The 18,534-nt window shown below is 70.9% G+C and carries 17 protein-coding genes; 9 read left to right on the top strand and 8 right to left on the bottom strand.

Annotation, left to right across the window (positions count from 1 at the left end; genetic code table 11):
* Position 1: 1 nt before the first annotated feature.
* Positions 2-1,225, bottom strand: coding sequence for a methionine adenosyltransferase (gene metK / locus ACZ6K0_RS04015; RefSeq protein ID WP_376401902.1), 1,224 nt, complete (start codon positions 1,223-1,225; stop codon positions 2-4).
* 312 nt (positions 1,226-1,537) lie between these two features.
* Here metK and ACZ6K0_RS04010 point away from each other — a divergent pair, with 312 nt between their 5' ends.
* The gene (locus ACZ6K0_RS04010; RefSeq protein WP_469229630.1) at positions 1,538-3,967 is read left to right on the top strand and encodes a beta-N-acetylglucosaminidase domain-containing protein; all 2,430 of its coding nucleotides are present in this window, start codon (positions 1,538-1,540) and stop codon (positions 3,965-3,967) included.
* 131 nt (positions 3,968-4,098) lie between these two features.
* Here ACZ6K0_RS04010 and ACZ6K0_RS04005 read toward each other — a convergent pair whose 3' ends face one another.
* A complete protein-coding gene (locus tag ACZ6K0_RS04005) occupies positions 4,099-5,154 on the bottom strand; it encodes an NAD(P)-dependent alcohol dehydrogenase (protein ID WP_469229628.1) in 1,056 nt (351 codons plus the stop codon).
* A 128-nt stretch (positions 5,155-5,282) separates the two neighbouring features.
* Here ACZ6K0_RS04005 and ACZ6K0_RS04000 point away from each other — a divergent pair, with 128 nt between their 5' ends.
* On the top strand, positions 5,283-6,158 hold the full coding sequence (locus ACZ6K0_RS04000; RefSeq protein ID WP_469229626.1) for a helix-turn-helix domain-containing protein: 876 nt from the start codon (positions 5,283-5,285) through the stop codon (positions 6,156-6,158).
* A 57-nt stretch (positions 6,159-6,215) separates the two neighbouring features.
* Here the strand turns inward: ACZ6K0_RS04000 and ACZ6K0_RS03995 are convergent, their stop codons facing one another.
* Together ACZ6K0_RS03995 and ACZ6K0_RS03990 are read right to left on the bottom strand one after the other, a co-directional pair.
* Entirely contained in the window at positions 6,216-7,487 is a 1,272-nt protein-coding gene (locus ACZ6K0_RS03995; RefSeq protein ID WP_376401890.1) for a L,D-transpeptidase, read from the bottom strand.
* 212 nt (positions 7,488-7,699) lie between these two features.
* A complete protein-coding gene (locus ACZ6K0_RS03990) occupies positions 7,700-8,071 on the bottom strand; it encodes a hypothetical protein (protein ID WP_376401888.1) in 372 nt (123 codons plus the stop codon).
* Between the two features lie 110 nt (positions 8,072-8,181).
* Between ACZ6K0_RS03990 and ACZ6K0_RS03985 the strand changes: the two genes are divergently transcribed.
* Positions 8,182-8,457 (top strand): hypothetical protein, encoded by a 276-nt coding sequence (locus ACZ6K0_RS03985; RefSeq protein WP_469229624.1) that lies wholly within the window; start codon positions 8,182-8,184, stop codon positions 8,455-8,457.
* 81 nt (positions 8,458-8,538) lie between these two features.
* Here the strand turns inward: ACZ6K0_RS03985 and hutH are convergent, their stop codons facing one another.
* A complete protein-coding gene (hutH, locus tag ACZ6K0_RS03980) occupies positions 8,539-10,080 on the bottom strand; it encodes a histidine ammonia-lyase (protein WP_376402373.1) in 1,542 nt (513 codons plus the stop codon).
* Between the two features lie 490 nt (positions 10,081-10,570).
* On the opposite strand from hutH, the gene ACZ6K0_RS03975 reads away from it, so the two are divergent.
* The gene (locus ACZ6K0_RS03975; protein WP_376401879.1) at positions 10,571-11,065 is read left to right on the top strand and encodes a DUF3237 domain-containing protein; all 495 of its coding nucleotides are present in this window, start codon (positions 10,571-10,573) and stop codon (positions 11,063-11,065) included.
* 61 nt (positions 11,066-11,126) lie between these two features.
* Positions 11,127-12,161, top strand: a complete 1,035-nt coding sequence (locus ACZ6K0_RS03970) for a hypothetical protein (RefSeq protein ID WP_469229622.1) — start codon at positions 11,127-11,129, stop codon at positions 12,159-12,161.
* A gap of 3 nt (positions 12,162-12,164) precedes the next feature.
* Here ACZ6K0_RS03970 and ACZ6K0_RS03965 read toward each other — a convergent pair whose 3' ends face one another.
* Complete coding sequence (locus ACZ6K0_RS03965; RefSeq protein ID WP_376401874.1) at positions 12,165-12,350, bottom strand: DUF397 domain-containing protein; 186 nt, start codon at positions 12,348-12,350, stop codon at positions 12,165-12,167.
* On the bottom strand, positions 12,343-13,152 hold the full coding sequence (locus ACZ6K0_RS03960) for a Scr1 family TA system antitoxin-like transcriptional regulator (protein WP_376401871.1): 810 nt from the start codon (positions 13,150-13,152) through the stop codon (positions 12,343-12,345). Before ACZ6K0_RS03960 ends, ACZ6K0_RS03965 begins: the two co-directional genes overlap by 8 nt.
* A 109-nt stretch (positions 13,153-13,261) precedes the next feature.
* On the opposite strand from ACZ6K0_RS03960, the gene ACZ6K0_RS03955 reads away from it, so the two are divergent.
* Positions 13,262-13,498, top strand: a complete 237-nt coding sequence (locus ACZ6K0_RS03955; protein WP_469229620.1) for a hypothetical protein — start codon at positions 13,262-13,264, stop codon at positions 13,496-13,498.
* 1,610 nt (positions 13,499-15,108) lie between these two features.
* Positions 15,109-15,375 (top strand): hypothetical protein, encoded by a 267-nt coding sequence (locus ACZ6K0_RS03950; RefSeq protein ID WP_376401865.1) that lies wholly within the window; start codon positions 15,109-15,111, stop codon positions 15,373-15,375.
* Here ACZ6K0_RS03950 and ACZ6K0_RS03945 read toward each other — a convergent pair.
* Complete coding sequence (locus ACZ6K0_RS03945; RefSeq protein ID WP_469229618.1) at positions 15,341-16,297, bottom strand: DUF1214 domain-containing protein; 957 nt, start codon at positions 16,295-16,297, stop codon at positions 15,341-15,343. The two genes, ACZ6K0_RS03950 and ACZ6K0_RS03945, sit on opposite strands and share 35 nt — an antisense overlap.
* A gap of 421 nt (positions 16,298-16,718) precedes the next feature.
* Between ACZ6K0_RS03945 and ACZ6K0_RS03940 the strand changes: the two genes are divergently transcribed.
* Together ACZ6K0_RS03940 and ACZ6K0_RS03935 are read left to right on the top strand one after the other, a co-directional pair.
* On the top strand, positions 16,719-17,207 hold the full coding sequence (locus ACZ6K0_RS03940) for a hypothetical protein (RefSeq protein WP_469229616.1): 489 nt from the start codon (positions 16,719-16,721) through the stop codon (positions 17,205-17,207).
* Positions 17,208-17,426: 219 nt separating this feature from the next.
* Complete coding sequence (locus ACZ6K0_RS03935; protein ID WP_469229614.1) at positions 17,427-18,458, top strand: hypothetical protein; 1,032 nt, start codon at positions 17,427-17,429, stop codon at positions 18,456-18,458.
* Positions 18,459-18,534 lie beyond the last annotated feature (76 nt).

Here is an 18,534-nt window from a genome sequence, read left to right as displayed (position 1 = left end):
GTCAGAGCCCCGCGGCCTTCTTCAGGGCGTCCACGCGGTCGGTGCGCTCCCAGGTGAAGTCCGGCAGCTCGCGGCCGAAGTGGCCGTAGGCGGCGGTCTGCGAGTAGATCGGGCGGAGCAGGTCGAGGTCGCGGATGATCGCGGCCGGGCGGAGGTCGAAGACCTCGCCGATGGCGTTCTCGATCTTCTCGGTGTCGACGGTGTTCGTGCCGAAGGTCTCGACGAAGAGGCCGACGGGCTCGGCCTTGCCGATCGCGTAAGCGACCTGGACCTCGCAGCGCGAGGCGAGACCGGCGGCGACGACGTTCTTCGCGACCCAGCGCATGGCGTACGCGGCCGAGCGGTCGACCTTCGACGGGTCCTTGCCGGAGAAGGCGCCGCCGCCGTGGCGGGCCATGCCGCCGTACGTGTCGATGATGATCTTGCGGCCGGTGAGGCCGGCGTCGCCCATCGGGCCGCCGATCTCGAAACGCCCGGTCGGGTTGACCAGCAGGCGGTAGCCGTCGGTGTCGAGCTTGATGCCGTCCTCGACGAGCTGCGCGAGCACGTGCTCGACGACGAACTTCCGTACGTCGGGGGCGAGCAGCGACTCCAGGTCGATGTCCGAGGCGTGCTGCGAGGACACCACGACCGTGTCGAGGCGGACGGCCTTGTCGCCGTCGTACTCGATGGTGACCTGCGTCTTGCCGTCGGGGCGCAGGTACGGGATGGTCCCGTTCTTGCGGACCTCGGTCAGACGGCGGGAGAGCCGGTGCGCGAGGTGGATCGGCAGCGGCATCAGCTCGGGCGTCTCGTTCGACGCGTAGCCGAACATCAGGCCCTGGTCGCCCGCGCCCTGCTTGTCGAGCTCGTCCTCCTCGTCCCGTCGGGAGGCACCCTCGACCCGCTGCTCGTACGCGGTGTCGACACCCTGCGCGATGTCCGGGGACTGCGACCCGATGGACACCGACACGCCGCAGGAGGCGCCGTCGAAGCCCTTCTTCGAGGAGTCGTACCCGATCTCCAGGATCTTGCCGCGGACGAGGGCCGGGATGTCCGCCCAGGCCTTCGTGGTCACCTCGCCGGCGACGTGCACCAGGCCGGTGGTGATCAGCGTCTCGACCGCGACGCGCGAGGTGGGGTCCTCTCGCAGCAGTGCGTCGAGGATGGTGTCGCTGATCTGGTCAGCGATCTTGTCCGGGTGACCCTCGGTGACGGACTCCGAGGTGAACAGACGACGGGACACAACGCTCCCTGGGGTTGCAGCGGCTGCTGACTACATATGACGGACCGGAAGCGGACCGGCCGGCAGACGGCCGAACCGGATCACATTGAATCCGGCCCGCTCCGGGCACCGCCAGTCAACCTGCCCCCTGAACCGGCGGGTAAATCCCCCTGCCCCACCCCCTATTGGATCGTCACGAACGGAATCCGCGCGTCGACGCGGCCACCCCCCTACCTAGGGGCGTTGACGCCCCACGATGTGGCTGATGAGGTCCCTGTGCTCCTGACCGACCCCCGCGGCCCGGCCGCGCGCGACCCGTGGAGAGCGCCCCACATGCCCGACACCCGCACCACCGGCGACCCCGGGCGCACCGCGCCGCGGATCGCCACCGCCGCCGCGCTGGCCCTGGCCCTCGGACTGCCCCTGGCCCACCCGGCGGGCGCGGAACCCACGGATCCGGCACCGCCACCGGCACAGGCACAGGCACCGGCACCGGCACCGGCACCGGCACCGGCCGCGTACACCACCGGCGCCGCCGTCACCCCCACCCCGCAGCAGCTCGCCCACCGGGCCGACGCCGTCACCGTCACACCCACCGTGACGCTGGTGACCGACCCGCGGACCGACCCGGCCGCCCTCCAGGTCGTCGAGAAGGCCCTGCGCGACGCGGGCGCCCGCACCCTCCGGAGCGCCGCCGCCCCCGTCCGCGGCCAACTGACCGTCCACATCGGCGGAGTACGGGAGAACCCGGCCACCGCCGGGGCCCTGACCGCCCTCGGCGTCCCCGGCCCCGCCGGCCTGCCCGCCGACGGCTACGTCCTCGCGGCGGGCCGCGCCGCCGACGGCACGGAGCGGATCGCGCTCTCCGGCGCCGACGCCCGGGGCACCTACTACGCCGCCCAGACCCTGCGCCAACTCCTGCCCCGCACCGCCCTGTCCGGAGCCCGGCTCCAGGGCGTGACCGTCCGGGACTGGCCGGCCGCCGCGGCGCGCGGTGTCGTCGAGGGCTTCTACGACACCCCGTGGACCCACGCCACCCGCCTCGACCAGCTCGACTACTACGGCGAGCACAAGCTCGACACGTACATCTACTCGCCGAAGGACGACCCCTACCTCCGCGCGAAGTGGCGCGAGCCCTACCCGGCCGCGGAGGTGGCCCGGATCCGGGAGCTGTCCGACCAGGCCCGCGCGCGGCACGTCGACTTCACGTACGCCGTCTCCCCCGGGCTCTCCGTCTGCTACAGCGCGCCCGAGGAGGCCCAGGCGCTGGTCGCCAAGCTGGAGAGCGTCCGGGAGATCGGCGTCCGGTCGTTCTCCGTACCGCTGGACGACATCAGCTACACCACCTGGAACTGCACGGCCGACGAGGAGCGGTTCGGCACGGGCGGCGCCGCCGCCGGCGAGGCCCAGGCGCTGTTCCTGAACCGGGTGAACGAGGGCCTGCGCGCCGCCCATCCGGACGCCGCGCCGCTCCAGACGGTGCCGACGGAGTACTACGACCTCGAAGCGACGCCGTACAAGAAGGCGCTGGAGACGAAGCTGGCGCCCGGCGTCCTCGTCCAGTGGACCGGCACCGCCGGCATCGCCCCGTCCATCACCCGCGACCAGGCCCGCGAGGCCCGGCGGCTCTTCGGCCACGACGTCCTGCTCTGGGACAACTTCCCCGTCAACGACTACGTCCCCGGCCGGCTGATGCTCGGTCCGCTGGAGAGCCGCGAGAAGGGCCTCCCCCAGGACCTCGCCGGCTACACCGCGAACCCGATGCCGCAGGCCGACGCCTCCAAGATCGGCCTGTTCACGGTCGCCGAGTACCTCTGGAACGACCGCGCCTACGACCCGGGCACGGCCTGGACCGCCGCGCTCGCCGAGCGGGCGGGCGGCGACCGGCGCGTCCGGCAGGCCCTGCGGACCTTCGCCGACGGCAGCTTCTTCTCCCGGATGACCGGCCGCCAGTCCCCCGAACTGGCCGCCGCCGTCGCCCGCTTCCGGAACGCGGCCCCCGCCGACCGCCCGGCGGCCGCCGCCGCCCTCGACGGGAAGCTCGCCGCCTTCGAGAACGCCCCGGCCGTCCTCCGCGCCGACCTGCCCGACCGCCGCTTCGTCGAGCAGACCGGCCCCTGGCTGAACTCCGCCGAGGCCTGGGGCACCGCGGCCCGCACCGCGCTCGCCCTCACCGTCGCCGTCCGCGCCGGCGACACCGCCGAGGCGGCCCGGCTCCGGGCGCTCCTCCCCGGCCGGGTCGCGCACGCGCAGTCCTTCACGTACACCCACCTGTACGGGCTGAAGATCCCGGTCATCGTCGCGGACGGGGTCCTGGACGCCTTCGTCCTCGACGCGATCGCCGAGCACGACGTCCTCCTCGGCGTCACCCCCCGCCCCAAGGGCATCACCAACCTCGAAGCGGACCAGGAGAACCTGATCCCGCGCGCCGCCGACGGCGACGACGCGACGCACTTCCGCGGCCTCTGGGATCCCAAGCCCGGTGCGTGGGTCGGCCTCGACCTGCGGGCCGAGCGGGAGATCGGCACGGTCGAGCTGGCGCTCGGCGCGCCCGACCGGCCGCAGGGCTACCCCCGGCGCGGCATGGTGGAGCACTCCCTCGACGGGACGACGTGGCGGCCGCTCGGCGAGCTGTCGGGGGGCCCGGACACCGTACTGACGGCCCCGGCGGGGACGCGGGCGCGGTACGTCCGGCTGCGGACGACCGAGGCGCAGACCGGCCTGGAGACGTGGCTGACCGTGCGGGAGATCCGCGTCGGCTGACGACACGAGGGCACGACGGCGCGAAGGGGCCGGGGCGGCGGCACGCCCCGGCCCCCTCGTACGTCAGCGGGCGCTTCCGTAGATCGGTCCGATCGGACCGATCGGACCGACGACATCGATCAGCAGGCCGATCAGATCGTCGACGTGTCGATGACGAAGCGGTAGCGGACGTCGCTCGCGATGACCCGCTCGTACGCCTCGTTGATCTGCTCCGCGCCGATGACCTCGATCTCGGCGCCCAGACCGTGCTCGGCGCAGAAGTCGAGCATCTCCTGCGTCTCGGCGATGCCGCCGATCATCGACCCGGCGAGGGTCTTGCGGCCGCCGATGAGGGAGAAGAGGTCGAGCGCGACGGGCTCCTCGGGCGCGCCGACGTTGACCAGGGCGCCGTCCGTCTTCACCAGGCTCAGGTAGGCGCCGAAGTCCAGCGGCGCGGAGACGGTGGAGATGATCAGGTCGAAGGTGCCGGCGAGCTTCGTGAAGGTCTCCGGGTCGCTCGTCGCGTAGTAGTGGTCGGCGCCCAGCGTGAGGCCGTCCTCCTGCTTCTTCAGCGACTGGCTGAGGACGGTCACCTCGGCGCCGAGCGCGTGGGCGATCTTGACTCCCATGTGGCCGAGGCCGCCGAGGCCGACGACGGCGACCTTCTTGCCGGGGCCGGCCTGCCAGTGGGCGAGCGGCGAGTAGAGGGTGATGCCCGCGCAGAGCAGCGGCGCGGCCTCGTCGAGGGCGATGCCCTCGGGGATGCGCAGGGTGTAGTTCTCGTCGACGACGATGTGGGTGGAGTAGCCGCCGTAGGTGGGCTCGCCGTTCTTGTCGAGGGCGTTGTACGTGCCGGTCATGCCGGTGCCGGAGCAGTACTGCTCCAGGCCCTGCTTGCAGTGGTCGCACTCGCGGCAGGAGTCGACGAAGCAGCCGACGCCGACCCGGTCGCCGACCTTGTGCTTGCTGACCCCGGAGCCGACCTCGGCGACGATGCCGGCGATCTCGTGGCCGGGGACCATCGGGAAGATGCCCTCGCCCCAGCCGTCGCGCGCCTGGTGGATGTCGGAGTGGCAGATGCCGGCGTACTTGATCTCGATGAGGACGTCGTGCTCGCCGACGGGCCGGCGCGGCACGGTGGTGCGCTCCAGCGGGGCGTTGGCGGCGGGTGCGGCGTAGGCGGGGACGGTGGTCACGTTCGTGGTCATGTCCTCAGCGTGCCGGAGGCCCCGGACATCACCCAGACACCTGTTCTGCCTACGACCGGCGTGCCTACCACTGGCAGGGACAGGAACACCCGTCCGTCCTGTCGTACGACCGGGGATAATGGGGACGCATGGATCTCAGTGCCGAACTCAGCGAATTCCTGCGCTCACGCCGGGCCCGGCTGAAGCCGGAGGACGTGGGCCTGCCGGAGTTCGGGCGCCATCGCCGGGTGCCGGGGCTGCGCCGGGAGGAGCTCGCGCAGCTGGCCGGCGTCTCCGTCGCGTACTACACGCGTCTTGAGCAGGGCAACGGCCGCAACGTGTCCATGGAGGTCCTGGACGCGATCGCGCGGGCGCTGCGGCTGAACGATTCCGAGCGGGCGCATCTGACGCACCTGGCGAAGCCGACGGCGAAGAAGCGGCAGCACCGGGCGGCGATCGCCCGCCCCCAGCTGGTGCGGCCCGGGCTGCGGCATCTGCTGGACTCGATGGACGGCGTCCCGGCGCTCGTCGTCGGCCGGCGCCTCGACCTCCTCGCCTGGAACCGGATGGCGCGGGCGCTGCTCGGCGACTTCACGGCTCTGGACCCGGACGAGCGCAACATGGCGCGACTGGTCTTCCTCGGGGAGAACGCGCGGGACCTCTACCTCGACTGGGAGTGCAAGGCGACCGAGGTCGTGAGCGTGCTGCGGCTGTACGCGGGGTGCTACCCGGACGATCCGAAGCTGCTCGCCCTGGTGGGCGAGCTGTCGGTGAAGAGCGACGAGTTCCGCTCGCTGTGGGCGGCGCACACGGTGGCCGACAAGGGGCACGGGACGAAGCGGCTGCGGCACCCGCTGGTGGGCGAGATGACGCTGTCGTACGAGAGCATGAAGGTGGCGGGCGCGGACCCGGACCTCGTCCTCGTGACGTACCAGGCGGAGCCGGGGACTCCCTCGGCGGACGCGCTGCGGCTGCTCGCGCAGTGGGGCGTGGACGAGCCGGCCGAGGCCGACGTACGGAAGTGACGGAAGGGCCCCCTCCGGGTGGAGGGGGCCCTTCCGTGTGCGCGTGCAGGCCGATGATCAGGCCTCCGAGCCGGCCTTCCAGTCGGCCCAGCTCAGGTTCCAGCCGTTGAGGCCGTTGTCGGGGGCGATCGTCTTGTCCTTGGAGTTCTTGACGATCACGACGTCACCGACGATCGAGTGGTCGAAGAGCCAGGCGGCCTGCTGGTTCGGGTCGCCGGCGCCCTTGGCGTCGTTGAGGCCGACGCAGCCGTGGCTGGTGTTGGCCGAGCCGAAGATCGAGTCCGGGCCCCAGTAGTTGCCGTGGATGAACGTGCCCGACGTGGACAGGCGCATGGCGTGCGGCACGTCCTTGATGTCGTACTCGCCCTTGCCGTCGTCGTCGGTGAAGCCGACCGTGGCGCCGTTCATCCGGGTCTCCTTGAACTTCTCGGAGATCACCATCTGACCGTTGTAGGTCGGGTTCTCCGGGGAGCCGGCGGAGATCGGGATGGTCTTGATCGTCTTGCCGTCCTGGGTGACCGTCATGGTCTTGGTGGCGACGTCGACGGTGGAGACCTGGTTGCGGCCGATCTTGAAGGTGACGGTCTTCTGCTGGACGCCGAAGACGCCGTCGGCGCCCTCGACGCCGTCGAGGTCCAGCTTCAGCGTGACGGTCGAGCCCTCGGTCCAGTACTTGTCCGGGCGGAAGTCGAGGCGCTGGGGGTTGAACCAGTGCCCGACGACCTCCTGGCCGGAGCTGGAGGTGACGGTGATGCCGCCCTGGACGGCCGCCTTGTCGGTGATCGCCTTGTTGAAGTTGATCGAGACGGGCATGCCGACGCCGACGGTCGAGCCGTCCTCGGGGGTGAAGTTGCCGATGAAGCTGTTGGCCTTCGAGACCGTCGTGAACGACGAGTTCTCGTGGGCCTCCAGGCCGTCGGCGTCCGTGGCGGTGGCCGCGATCTTGTAGACCGTGGCCCGCTCCAGCTGCACGCTCGGCTTCCAGCTGAGGCCGTCGGCCGCTATCTCGCCCTTGACCGCGGTGCCCTCGGCGGACGTCATGGTGACGGCCGTGAGCTTGCCCTCGGTGACGGTGACCTTCGCGTCGTTGTTGATCGACGCGTTCTGGGTGCCCGTCTTGGGCGCGATGACGATCTGCGCCTTGGAGGTCTTCGCCGCCTCCGCCGCCTCGTCGACCTGGGACTGTGACGGTGGCGTCGGGGAGCCCGAGGCGCTGCCGCCCTGGTCGCCGTCATTGCACGCCGAGAGCACCAATACGCCGCCGAGCACCGCGGCCGCGACCGCCAGGCTCTTGCGGCGCTTGCCGTCCGTCATCACACGCATCTCCATCGTCGCCGAGTCCTGCCAACGCTTGCTTCGCTGCTTACCTAAATACCCATGACACCCCGTCCGGTTCCGGAACCGGACAGTTTGTGGGGAACGCCACTGATCGACACGCACGAGTGGTGCGTCCGGTTCCCCTGAGCACGAGAAAGGTCCCGGGACGGCGTCCCGGGACCTTTGATCAGGGCCTTTTCCGGCCTTCCGGCCGGTCCCCGCCCCTACGCCCGCACGTCGTCGTCTTCTTCTTCTGTGTAGCCCGCGTCTCCCTCGTCCTCGTCCTCATCTTCCTCGCCCAGGTCCCACTCCAGGGCATCGGGGTCGTACACGACCTCCTCGGTGCTCCAGGAGGCCTGGACCATCTCGATCCCGGGGACGCCGCGGATCAGGTCGAAGGGTTCGACGAGGTAGGCGAGCGCCTCGGCGCTGTCCTCTCGGGCGGCGGCGCGGGCCTGGACGCGCTCCTCCTCCGGCATGAAGTCGTCGCCGTCGATCCGGCCCTCGGCGGCCTCGGTCAGCTCGGCGGGGCCGTCGATCTCCAGGACGACATCGACCCGAAGCCGTACATAGCGCGCTGTCTCGGAAGTACTCATGTGTCGGAGCGTAGGGTCAGCGGGCTCCCGGCTTTCCCGCGACCCGCTGTGTTCATTAGCATCGACGCACCGACCGATGCGCGGTTTCCGCAAGGGGGATCGATATTTCCGTGTCCGCCGCCCGACGCCCACTCCTGACCGCCACCGCGGCGGGAACGCTGCTGTGCGCCCTGTGGTTCGTTCCGTCCGCCAACGCCACCGACGAGCGGGGCGGTGTGCGGGTCGGGGTCGGGATCGTCGAGGACGACTCGACCGCGGGCGACAGCCGCCTCGCGGAGACCGGCAACCTCGACACGACGCCGTACCTGCTGGGCGGGACGGGGTTCCTCGGGGTCGGCGCGGGCTTCGTGGCCCTGGCGATGAGACGACGGGGCCGGGAGTCCTGAACTCCACTCGTCCATCGGACATGGCGAAGGGCCCGACCCCGGATTCCGGGGTCGGGCCCTTCGCATCACACCTGCCGCGTACTACGCCAGCGGCCCGGTGACGGGCTCCACGGCGGCGACCAGCCGGCCCGCGCCCACGAAGGCGTCGGCGGCGGCCAGGTCGGGCGCGAGGAAGCGGTCGGGACCGGGCCCGGCGACACCGGCCGCGCGCAGCGCGTCGATGGCGGCCTGGGAGGCGGGCGCCGGGGTGAGGCCCGCACGGAGCTCGATGCCCCGGGTCGCGGCGTACAGCTCGACCGCGATGATCCGGTTGAGGTTGCCGATCGCCGTGCGCAGCTTGCGGGCGGCGGACCAGCCCATGGAGACGTGGTCCTCCTGCATCGCGGAGGACGGGATGGAGTCGGCGGAGGCCGGGACGGCGAGCCGCTTCATCTCGCTGACCAGGGCGGCCTGCGTGTACTGGGCGATCATGAGGCCCGAGTCGACGCCGGCGTCCTCGGCGAGGAAGGGCGGCAGGCCGTGCGAGCGGTTCTTGTCGAGGAGCCGGTCGGTACGGCGCTCGGCGATCGAGCCGAGGTCGGCGGCGGCGATCGCGAGGAAGTCGAGGACGTACGCGACGGGGGCGCCGTGGAAGTTGCCGTTGGAGGCGACGCGGCCGTCGGAGAGGACGACCGGGTTGTCGACGGCGGCGGCGAGCTCGCGCTCGGCGACGAGCAGGGCGTGGGCCATCGTGTCGCGGCCGGCGCCGGCGACCTGCGGGGCGCAGCGCACCGAGTAGGCGTCCTGGACGCGGGGGGCCTCGCCGGCGAGGGCGTGGCCGGTGAGGCCGGAGCCCTTGAGCACGGCCAGCATGTTGGCGGCGGAGGCGGCCTGGCCGGGGTGCGGTCGGATGGCGTGCAGCTCGGGTTCGAGGACCTTCTCGGTGCCGAGGAGGGCTTCGAGGGAGAGCGCGGCGGTGATGTCGGCCGACTTGTAGAGGGTGTCGAGGTCGGCGAGGGCCATGATCAGCATGCCGAGCATGCCGTCGGTGCCGTTGAGGAGGGCGAGGCCCTCCTTCTCCTTGAGCTCGACGGGCGCGATGCCGTGCGCGGCGAGCAGCTCGCCGGCGGGCTTGAGCTCACCGTCGGGGCCCTCGGCGTCGCCCTCGCCCATGAGCGCGAGGGCGCAGTGGGAGAGCGGGGCGAGGTCGCCGGAGCAGCCGAGGGAGCCGTACTCGTGCACGACGGGGGTGATGCCGGCGTTGAGGACGTCGGCCATGGTCTGCGCGACCTCGGGGCGGACGCCGGTGTGACCGGAGGCGACGGTCTTCAGGCGCAGGAACATCAGCGCGCGGACGACCTCGCGCTCGACGTGCGGGCCCATGCCGGCGGCGTGCGAGCGGACGATGTTGCGCTGGAGCTGGGCACGGAGCTCGTGGCTGATGTGCCGGGTGGCGAGCGCGCCGAAGCCGGTGGAGACGCCGTAGACGGGTTCGGGCTTGGCGGCGAGCGCGTCGATCACGTCCCGGGCGGCGGCGAGGGCGCGCACGGCCTCGGTCGACAGCTCGACGCGGGCGCCGTGGCGGGCGACGTCGATGACGTCCTGCGGGGTCGTGCCGGACGTGCCGAGGACGACTGTCTGCATATCCATATTCAGCACCCTACGGATTGAAGACCGACCTGTCACTAGGTGATTTGTCACCGGCTCGACCGGGGACGACCCCTTACCGGGTGACGACCGTCGGACCGGCGATCACCGGTGGGGGTTCCAGTCTGCCGCTCGACGACCTCGACGGCGCAGGATGCGGCGCGGGAGGGGGCGCCGGAGGGAGTGCCGGAGGGGGCGCCGGGGAGCGCCGGAGGGAGCGGTCGAGCACGCGGGGCGGGGCGGTGCGACCGTCGCCACCAAGGAGCACATGCTGCCGGCCCTCACCATGACCGGCGGGATCGTCGCGGAGGCCCTGGCCGACCACGGCGTCACGTACGCCTCCGTCGACACCGCTGCCTCCCTCCCGCCTGCCGACCGCTGACCCCTTGAGATGGCCGCGCTATGTCAACACTGTTGACCGGGCTGCGCATGGCTTGCCTAGGATCCGGCATACCGCCACGCCAGCCCCGCAACCTTACGGAGTGCCGTGATCGCCCCAGAGCCGCAGACCGCCGTCGAGCCGGGTTTCACCCCCGCCCTCGACTTCGCCTTCGAGGTCCGCGCCTTCCTCGCCCCCTCACTGCACATCGGGCACGGTGCCGGCGAAATCACCGAGTACGTCCCCATCACCGGCGGCACTGTCGACGGCCCCCGTCTGCGCGGCACTGTCCTGGCCGGCGGCGGCGACTGGTGCGACAGACGCGGCGGGGTCTACCAGCTCGATGCCCGATACCTCCTTCAAGCCGATGACGGCGCGGTCATCGACATCACCAACCGCGGTTACTACCACGAGGACGACCCCACCGCCCCCGCCCAGTACGACGGCGCCCTGCAGGTGTCCGAGGCAGGCGTGTACTACCGAACCTCCCCCGTCTTCCGCACCGCCGCCCCCGCCCATCTCTGGCTCGCCCGCACCCTCTTCATCGGCCTCGCCCGCGGCGACGACTCCGAAGTCGCCATCCGCTTCTACTCCGTGACCTGACCGCCGTCGCGACAAGCCGCAAATGGAAGGCCTCCCGGGAGATGGCTTCTAAAGTCCTTCCATGACAAGGACCACGCCGCCACGGCCACTTGACGTCGAGGCGCTCTTCCCGGAACTGTCCGCGCATCGGGGTACGACCACCCGGCTGCATCCGCGACCTGGGCACCCGGGGATGTCGGTGAGCTCCGTCGGCGGGCCGATGCTGTGGCCGGCGGACGAGCCGTGGCCGGTGTGCGACGAGGTCCACGGCCGCGGGCGTGGGCGGCGCCCCGCCGACATCCGCCAGGAGCGGGAACTCCTGGCCTCGGCGTACGCGCGGGAACCGTACGAAGGCCTGACGGAGGAGGAACAGCGGCTCGTGACGGCACTGCGCGGCGACCACCGGGTGCCGGGGGCGAGCGAGACCGACCCGCTGCCCCTCATCGGCCTCGCGCAGCTCTACACGCGGGACGTCCCGGATCTCCCCGCGGGGCCGGACGGCGCCGATCTGCTCCAGGTGTTCTGGTGCCCCTTCGACGCACACCGACCCACCGGGTACAGCATGTTCCTCCACCTGCGCTGGCGCAGGGCGGCGGAGGTGGGAAAGGTGCTGACCTCGCCCCCTCGACCTGCGGTCGTCGGCTACGAGGGATACGTCCCCGAGCCCTGTGAGCTGCACCCGGAACAGGTGGCCACGTACCCCTTCGCGGGGCTGCTGCCCGAGGAGCTGAGCGAGCGGATCTACACGTGGGAGGAGGCGCTGGAGGAGGCGGCGGAGGAGGAGGCGGCGGACGATGACGAGGACGACCCGGTCTCGTACCAGTTCGACCTGTCGATCCCGCCCGGCTGGCGGGCCGGCGGATACGCGTCCTGGCACGTGACGGACCCGTACGCGATGGACTGCGCGACGTGCGCGACGCCGATGCGCCTCCTGCTGACCGTGGGCACGTCGGAGTGGAACGGCGGATACGAGAGCTGGACCCCGATCGAGGACCAGGGCCTGCGCCCGCACCCGCACGCCGTACCCACCGGGGTCGTCGTGGGCAACCACGGCCGGCTCAACGTCTTCCACTGCCCGTCCGACCCGGACCACCCACCGCGCTGGAGCGTGCAGTAGGGGTCAGACCGCGTACGACCGCGCGAACGCGGTGAAGGCGACCCAGGCGCCGGGGGCGGCGGTGAGCTCGCCCTTGGCGTGGTCCTTGGTGTCGCGGACGCGCACGACGCTGGGGGCGTTGTCGGCTACCTCGACGCAGTTGTCGTTGTTGCCGCTGTACGTGCTCTTGCGCCATATCGGCTCAGTCATCGTGCATCCCCAGTGCGTCACGCATGAACTCTTGTGATTCATCGACCCCGAGGGCGTCGGCGTGCAGCCGATCATAGATCTTCTGGAAGAGATCGACCTCTGCCGGTTCGACCATGTACCGGCCCGTACCGAACCCCTCGGTGTAAGCCGTGCGTTCGCCCGACGGCAAGGTCAGCAAGCTCACCGATCCACGGATGACAGCACGGTCGGTCCGCAGGACCTGCACGTTGATGAACGGCCGCTCGGTGAGTTCGAGCAACCAGGCAACCTGGTCACGCATGACGTGCCTGTCACCCATGACCTTCGTGAGCGCGGACTCATCGAGAACAGCCCACACCCACGGAGGCTCAGGGCCTGCCAACACGGCCTGTCGCTCGCTTCGGCGGTGAACCGAGCCCTCGATGTCGGTCACCCCGTCGGGATCCTCCAGCCTCATGATCGCTCTCGCGTACTGCGGCGTCTGGAGCAGGCCGGGCACGACAAGCGAGAACTCGTAAATGGCCCGCGCCCGCGCTTGGTCCCTGAGGAACCCCTGCGCGTAGTCGCGGAACGCCACCCGGTCGCGAATCATCAGCAGGTTCACCAAGGCATCACCGAGTTCCAGCACTTGGTCCAGCTGGCGTCCGAGCTTCAGGTCCGGCGGGTCCCCGTTCTCGATCTCGGAGATCCGGGTGGTGCTGCTGAACACCTTCCCCGCGAGGTCCTGTTGCCGCCATCCGCGCTGCTTGCGCGCGTCCCGGACCATGTCCGCGATGAAGCTCTCCAAGCTCTCGCTCGGGTCGATCTCCTTCTCCGCCGGCATATGCGTCGTTTCCCCATCCCCTTCGGAAACCCAACTGCTGGTGAGCGTAGGACTGTCCGCGTCATCGTTGAGGTGTTCCGGAGGAGATCCATCAGAAAGTGAGCCCTCCATGCGTACGCCTGCAACCAGTCCCCCGACCCGCCCCGTCACCGAGACCGAGGCCGCCCGCGTGTACCGCGACCTCAAAGCCGCCATGGACACCGCCGGCCTCCCCACGAACGGCCTCTACCGGGACGTGACGCGCGCGCCCGGTGGCGACATCCACCGGTACGGGCTCGGGGTCGTCAGCCTCGGCGGGGCCAAGCGGCTCACCGCCCTCCTCCGCACCGCCCGGCCCACCCCGTGATGAGGTACCGCGTCGGCGACGTCGTGACCGACGCGCAGCGGGCGCTCACCGGGCAAGTGCGGGACGTACACGGGAATCTGCTCACGCTGGTACGTCCCAGCGGATACCTCTGGGAAGCGGCGGTCGAACATTGCTGGTCGGCAAGCCCCGAGGAACGCGCGAGCCTGACCCCGCGAGGGGCCGTGCGCATCATCAGCACCTCGCCCGCGCGGCCCTCTTCCTGATCACGGTCGCCGTGGGCGCGCTCTGCGCCGCCCTCTGGCTCCGCACTCCGTAGCCGGACGGACAGAGCACGGCGACGGGAGCAGCGGGGAGGCTCCGGGGGTGGGCCTGCTTCGTGGGCTTCTGGTGCGGCCGCCCTCTTTCCGAGAGTCGCACCTTCCACCGCCGCGTCAAGGGCGCCTTCGGCGTCGCTTCGCGATGGGCTTCGCCCACCCTTGACCCGGCGGCTCCAGGAGCGAAAGACCTCTCGGAGGGCGGCCGGGGGCGTGGCCACGCGGGGGCCCGGGCATCGGTCGGGGTCGGACGGCGCCTGGCAGGCCGGTGGGGTGGGGCTCGGCCAGTGGCTTGGCCAGGTGGGTCCGCTGGGGTGGGTTCGGGGTGCGCGGCCGTTGAATGGGGCGGCCCGGCAGGGCTTAGCGGGTCGCGGCCGGTGGGGAGCGGGGATTCAGGCCCCGCTGGTCACTCCCGGTGGATGGCAGGGGTTCGGGGGGGGTGGGTCGTGGCGGTGGGAGGCGGGCCGTGGGTGGTGACTGATGGGCGGTGGGTCCTGAATGGTCGGGGCCCTGAATGGTCGGGGCCCTGGATGATCGGGGTCGGGGCTGGAGTTGAGGTTGGGGGGGCTGGCGGCGAGACATTGGTGCACTTTCTCCGCCCGATAGGGGTGATGTACCCCTTTGGGGGCTATCTCGGGGACTGCTACTCAGAGTAACTGCAGGTTAGTCATCCCTCCACCCACCGGGAGTGACCAGCCGGGCCTGAATCCCAACTCCCCACCGGCCCCGACTCGCTGAGCCGAGCCGGGCCGCCCCGTTCAACGGCCGCGCACCCCGAACCCACCCCAAGGAACCCACCCGCCCCGGCCACTGGCCGAGCCCCACCCCACCGGCCCGCCACCCGCTTACGCGGCCTGAGCGATGCCCGGGCCCCTGGCGTGACCCCGGCCCCCGGACCGCCCTCCGAGAGTTTTTGCGCAGCTTCCGCCGCCGGGTCAAGGGTGGGCGCAGCCCATCGGCGCAGCCGACGCGAAGCGCCCTTGACGCGGTGGCGGAAGCTGCGACTCTCGGAAAGAGGGCGGTCCCACCAGAAGCCCAATGGAAACGCCCCCCTGAGCCCCACCCCGCGCCCGCCCGCGCCGCGTACAACTGGTGGCGGAACAGCGGAGTCCCAGGGCCGGCCGCCGCGCAGGATGGCTTCATGAGACCGTTCTTCGGTCCTCCCGAGCCCGGTGATGAGGCTCTTTGATTTTCCCCACCCGATACTCATGGTCTGGCCGGACCTGCTCGCGTTGATTCCCCACCTCGACAGGCTGGCATCCGGTACCCGGGAACAGGTTTCCCGTCGAAGGACAGCGCTCCTTGGGGCGTCCGTCGAGGGGAACGAGGTCGGCCGTGACCTGGGTACCGCAATCGTGCACGCTGCCCACCGAGGCGCAGCCGCTGCGCATCGCCGAGTTCGACACGCTGTTCGCCGATGCGCTGATCCGTGTGGAGCGGCCCACAGCGATCCTGGCCCGGCTGGTCCTGGACGCCGTGGCCGAGCCGGCGGCGCAGGAGCTGGCTTCCACCGCGCATCCCGAGCTCGGTCACCCTCTGGCGGTGCGCGCCAGAGGCCGACCGGACTCTACGGGGCCACGGGCTTCACGGGCGTGGCCTTGAGGTCGGCGATGAACTTCCGTGTCTCGTCCACGTCTTTGGGCCGGTACAGGCGCATGCCGAAGTAGTACTCCTGGCCTTCGGTGGTGGCGATGACGTTCGCTTTCCCTGCGGTGCGTTCGTCGCCGAACCACACGGTGATCGTGCCGTCGTCGTTGCGGACCAGTTCCTTGTCGGACAGTCCGGGCCGGGCGACGTCGAGCCATCCTTTGCTGTCGTACTTGACGACGGAGAAGTAGCCGTTGTGGTCGAAGTCCAGCGGCGGCACGGGGAACGTCCAGGCGTCGTGCCCGGAGGCGGTGGTGCGGGCTTGGAAGTACTGGGCGTGCTCCGGTGGCAGCCCGCCCCATCCCAGCGCCGCGCCGAGGGTGTGCTGGTCGGGTGTCGTGCTCTCGGGTGTCCCGAACGCCTTGCTGAAATCGGCTTCCGCGGCGCGGGCCTCCAGCGTCGCGCGCACCGCGTCCAGGCTGGCGGTGTCGTAGTCGGCCGGCTCATAGGGGTGGTCGGTGGCGGCGCTGATCCGCCGAGCGTCCTGCAGCTGCTGCGCGTGCTCGAGGCCACCGGTGATCGCGGTGCGGCCCGCGATGTAGACGTGCGTGCCGCTCGACAGGTCGGAGTGGCGCACGGTCAATGTCTCTCCCGGGTAGACCACGCCGACGGTGTAGTGGTTCTCGTCGATGATCTGGTCGACCTGGAATTCCGCCGACTCGGCGACGTGGAAGGTGGCTTCCTTGGTGACGTCGACGACGGCGTAGGAGTAGATCAGGTCGACGTTCGACCGGATGATTACCTGGTTGTCGACGTTCACCGGCTCCCGTTCGTGGAAGTACCGGTTGACCGGTGCCTTCGCCAACTGCTTGAGAAAGTAGTGCGCAGTCTCCGCCTGGGCGAAGTCGTCCAACGTCACGGTCGTCGCGTCGCTCACGTGCACTCCTTGCGGGGACGGGGATCAGGTTCGGTGGCCTGGGCCGGTTCCAGATGTCCGGGAGCGACTGCGAAGGCACGCGGTGCTGCGGTGCGGCTGGCTGCCGTCAACCGCCGGTGCTCGAGCCTCCCGATCGCGTGACCCAGGGCATGTTCCTTAGCCGGTCACGCTACTTCCGTGCGAGACCGCAATTCCCAGTTAAGGGCTGGGGCGGCGCATCCGCATCCCGGCGGGCCGGGCGCGGGGGCGGGCCACGCCTACGCAAGCGCATCGCGGCGTCGGCGCCCGCCGGCGCTGCGTCAGTTATTCTTGGTTCTGATGGGCAAAACCCACCGCGTGGCTGCCCATCGTCGCCTTCGTCCTGGCCGTCGCGGCCATCGTCCTGTTCAGCCCAGGCCCGGCCGCCGTGCAGGATGGCTTCATGAGAGCGTTCTTCGGTCCCCCCGAGCCCGGCCGGATCCTGCTGGGCACGTACCCGCTGTGGGACGAGGCTCTCGCCCTCGTCAACCGGGACCTCGCGGTGACGCTGCCCGAGCAAGGCCCGCTGGCGCTGATGGGACTTCCCCCGTGGGACGGGGACGAGGTCGAGAACGTCTACGTAGCCCTCCCCAACGGCGAATGGCACGGTAATCCGCTGGACCCGACCTCGGTGGACGACCCCGCCGGAGCCCTGGCGGTCGTCGCCGAAGCCGCACAGGACACCGTCATGGAGCTTCTCTGGCAGGCCTGGCCCGTGTGCGGCGAGCACGGCATCGGCATGCATCCGCGCGAAGCCGACGGACAGCTCTCCTGGTGGTGCGCGGGCGGGAGGACCCCGCGCGAACCGGCGCACGTCCGTGCATCCGTGGGAGGCCTCGCCAGCCTCGTACACCCGAGTCGGCCCAACCGTAAGCGTCGGCGGGCGGATTGATCGGTCTCGCTCGTCACCGCGCCGAACGTCGTCTCGGAGACGCGGCCGTCGCGGCGAGCAACTGTGCGAATTCGCGGCGCACTTCACTCGTACGGGCGGTCTTCACTCCGCGTGTCGTTGCGGGCATATGCCGTGCGGTACGTTCGCAACAAAACGGCCCCCGTCGATGGCAGCAACCACCGTCGAGGGCCTGAACCACTAATGGAATGCGACTCCATCGTGATCTATCGCAACCTTATCGCGCCCTCGCGCGACTTCACCCAGCTCGCCAACGACATCATTCGGCATCCGCGCCTCGACTCCGACGCCGCGCGCATCCTCAACTGGCAGCTTTCCCTCCCGCCGCACTCCCGGCAGACCCTCTCCGAAACCGCCAAGCACGCCCGTATCGGGGCCTGTTCCTTCATCCAGGCCAAGCGGCAGCTCAAGGCCGAGGGGTACGTGCACGAGCGGCGCGTGCAGGGAGAGGGAGGACTCTGGGCCACCCAACAGCTCGTCTCCAGCGTCCCGATGCGCCCCGAAGAGGCCGCCAAGATCTTCGGCAGCCTCCCCTTCCGCGCCGGGATCGAGCGGGTGTTTCCGCAGATGGCACCGAGTGCCATGGTTCCGGCCGTCGGTCATCCGGTGAGCCCGTCGACCGACGGTCATCCAGAGCAACCACTGAGGGAAGACACTTCCGTCCTTCCGCCCAAGCCGGGTCCGACTCCGGATCCGGATCCGGACCCGGACCCGGACCCGGACTCGGAGTCGGACCCGGACTCGGAGTCGGAACCCGAGCCCGAGTCCGTGCCCGAGTCCGAGTCCGTGCCCGTGCCCGTGCCCGGTGGTGAAGCCGACGCCCGGCTCGACGAAGCTCGCGCCCTCGTCGGTGCCCTCCCCCTCCTCTCCCCCGCCCTCCGGCACATCCCTCCCGGCATGCGCGACGAGCTCACACGGCTCACCGCCCGCTGGCTCGCCGCCGGGCACACCTCCGCCGACGTCCACGAGCACGTCCTGCGCGGCCTGCCCGGAGCCGGGACGCCCGTACTCCGGCCCGGGGGCCTGGTGAGATACCTCCTCCTCCACGTGCCGCCCCTGCGCGCGACCCCGCCGGCCGCCGGGCCGCCCCGGCTCTCCCCACGGCTCGAAGGCGCGCAGGAGTGCCAGGGCGGACGGCATACACAGCCCATGCTGTTCCGGCCCGTCATCGAGGGCCAGACACTGTGCCCGGAATGCGCGAGGGCCCAGCAAGGCGCACCTCAGGGCTCCTGAGGCGGGCACACGCGTCGGGCACACGAGACGGGGAGATGCGGCGGCCATCCGGCAGGCCGATGTCAGACCCCGGGTG

The sequence above is a fragment of the Streptomyces sp. NPDC042346 genome, assembly GCF_055581845.1.
This window is presented reverse-complemented; position numbering and strand designations above follow the sequence as displayed.

Bases quoted from the DNA above. Each gene is read 5' to 3' on its own strand.
- ACZ6K0_RS03965 (WP_376401874.1), bottom strand. From the start codon at position 12,350: ATGACTGAGCCGATATGGCGCAAGAGCACGTACAGCGGCAACAACGAC.
- ACZ6K0_RS03970 (WP_469229622.1), top strand. From the start codon at position 11,127: ATGACAAGGACCACGCCGCCACGGCCACTTGACGTCGAGGCGCTCTTC.
- ACZ6K0_RS03990 (WP_376401888.1), bottom strand. From the start codon at position 8,071: ATGAGTACTTCCGAGACAGCGCGCTATGTACGGCTTCGGGTCGATGTC.
- ACZ6K0_RS03955 (WP_469229620.1), top strand. From the start codon at position 13,262: ATGCGTACGCCTGCAACCAGTCCCCCGACCCGCCCCGTCACCGAGACC.
- ACZ6K0_RS03995 (WP_376401890.1), bottom strand. From the start codon at position 7,487: ATGGAGATGCGTGTGATGACGGACGGCAAGCGCCGCAAGAGCCTGGCG.
- ACZ6K0_RS03960 (WP_376401871.1), bottom strand. From the start codon at position 13,152: ATGCCGGCGGAGAAGGAGATCGACCCGAGCGAGAGCTTGGAGAGCTTC.
- hutH (WP_376402373.1), bottom strand. From the start codon at position 10,080: ATGCAGACAGTCGTCCTCGGCACGTCCGGCACGACCCCGCAGGACGTC.
- ACZ6K0_RS04005 (WP_469229628.1), bottom strand. From the start codon at position 5,154: ATGACCACGAACGTGACCACCGTCCCCGCCTACGCCGCACCCGCCGCC.
- ACZ6K0_RS03940 (WP_469229616.1), top strand. From the start codon at position 16,719: ATGAGAGCGTTCTTCGGTCCCCCCGAGCCCGGCCGGATCCTGCTGGGC.
- ACZ6K0_RS04010 (WP_469229630.1), top strand. From the start codon at position 1,538: ATGCCCGACACCCGCACCACCGGCGACCCCGGGCGCACCGCGCCGCGG.
- ACZ6K0_RS04000 (WP_469229626.1), top strand. From the start codon at position 5,283: ATGGATCTCAGTGCCGAACTCAGCGAATTCCTGCGCTCACGCCGGGCC.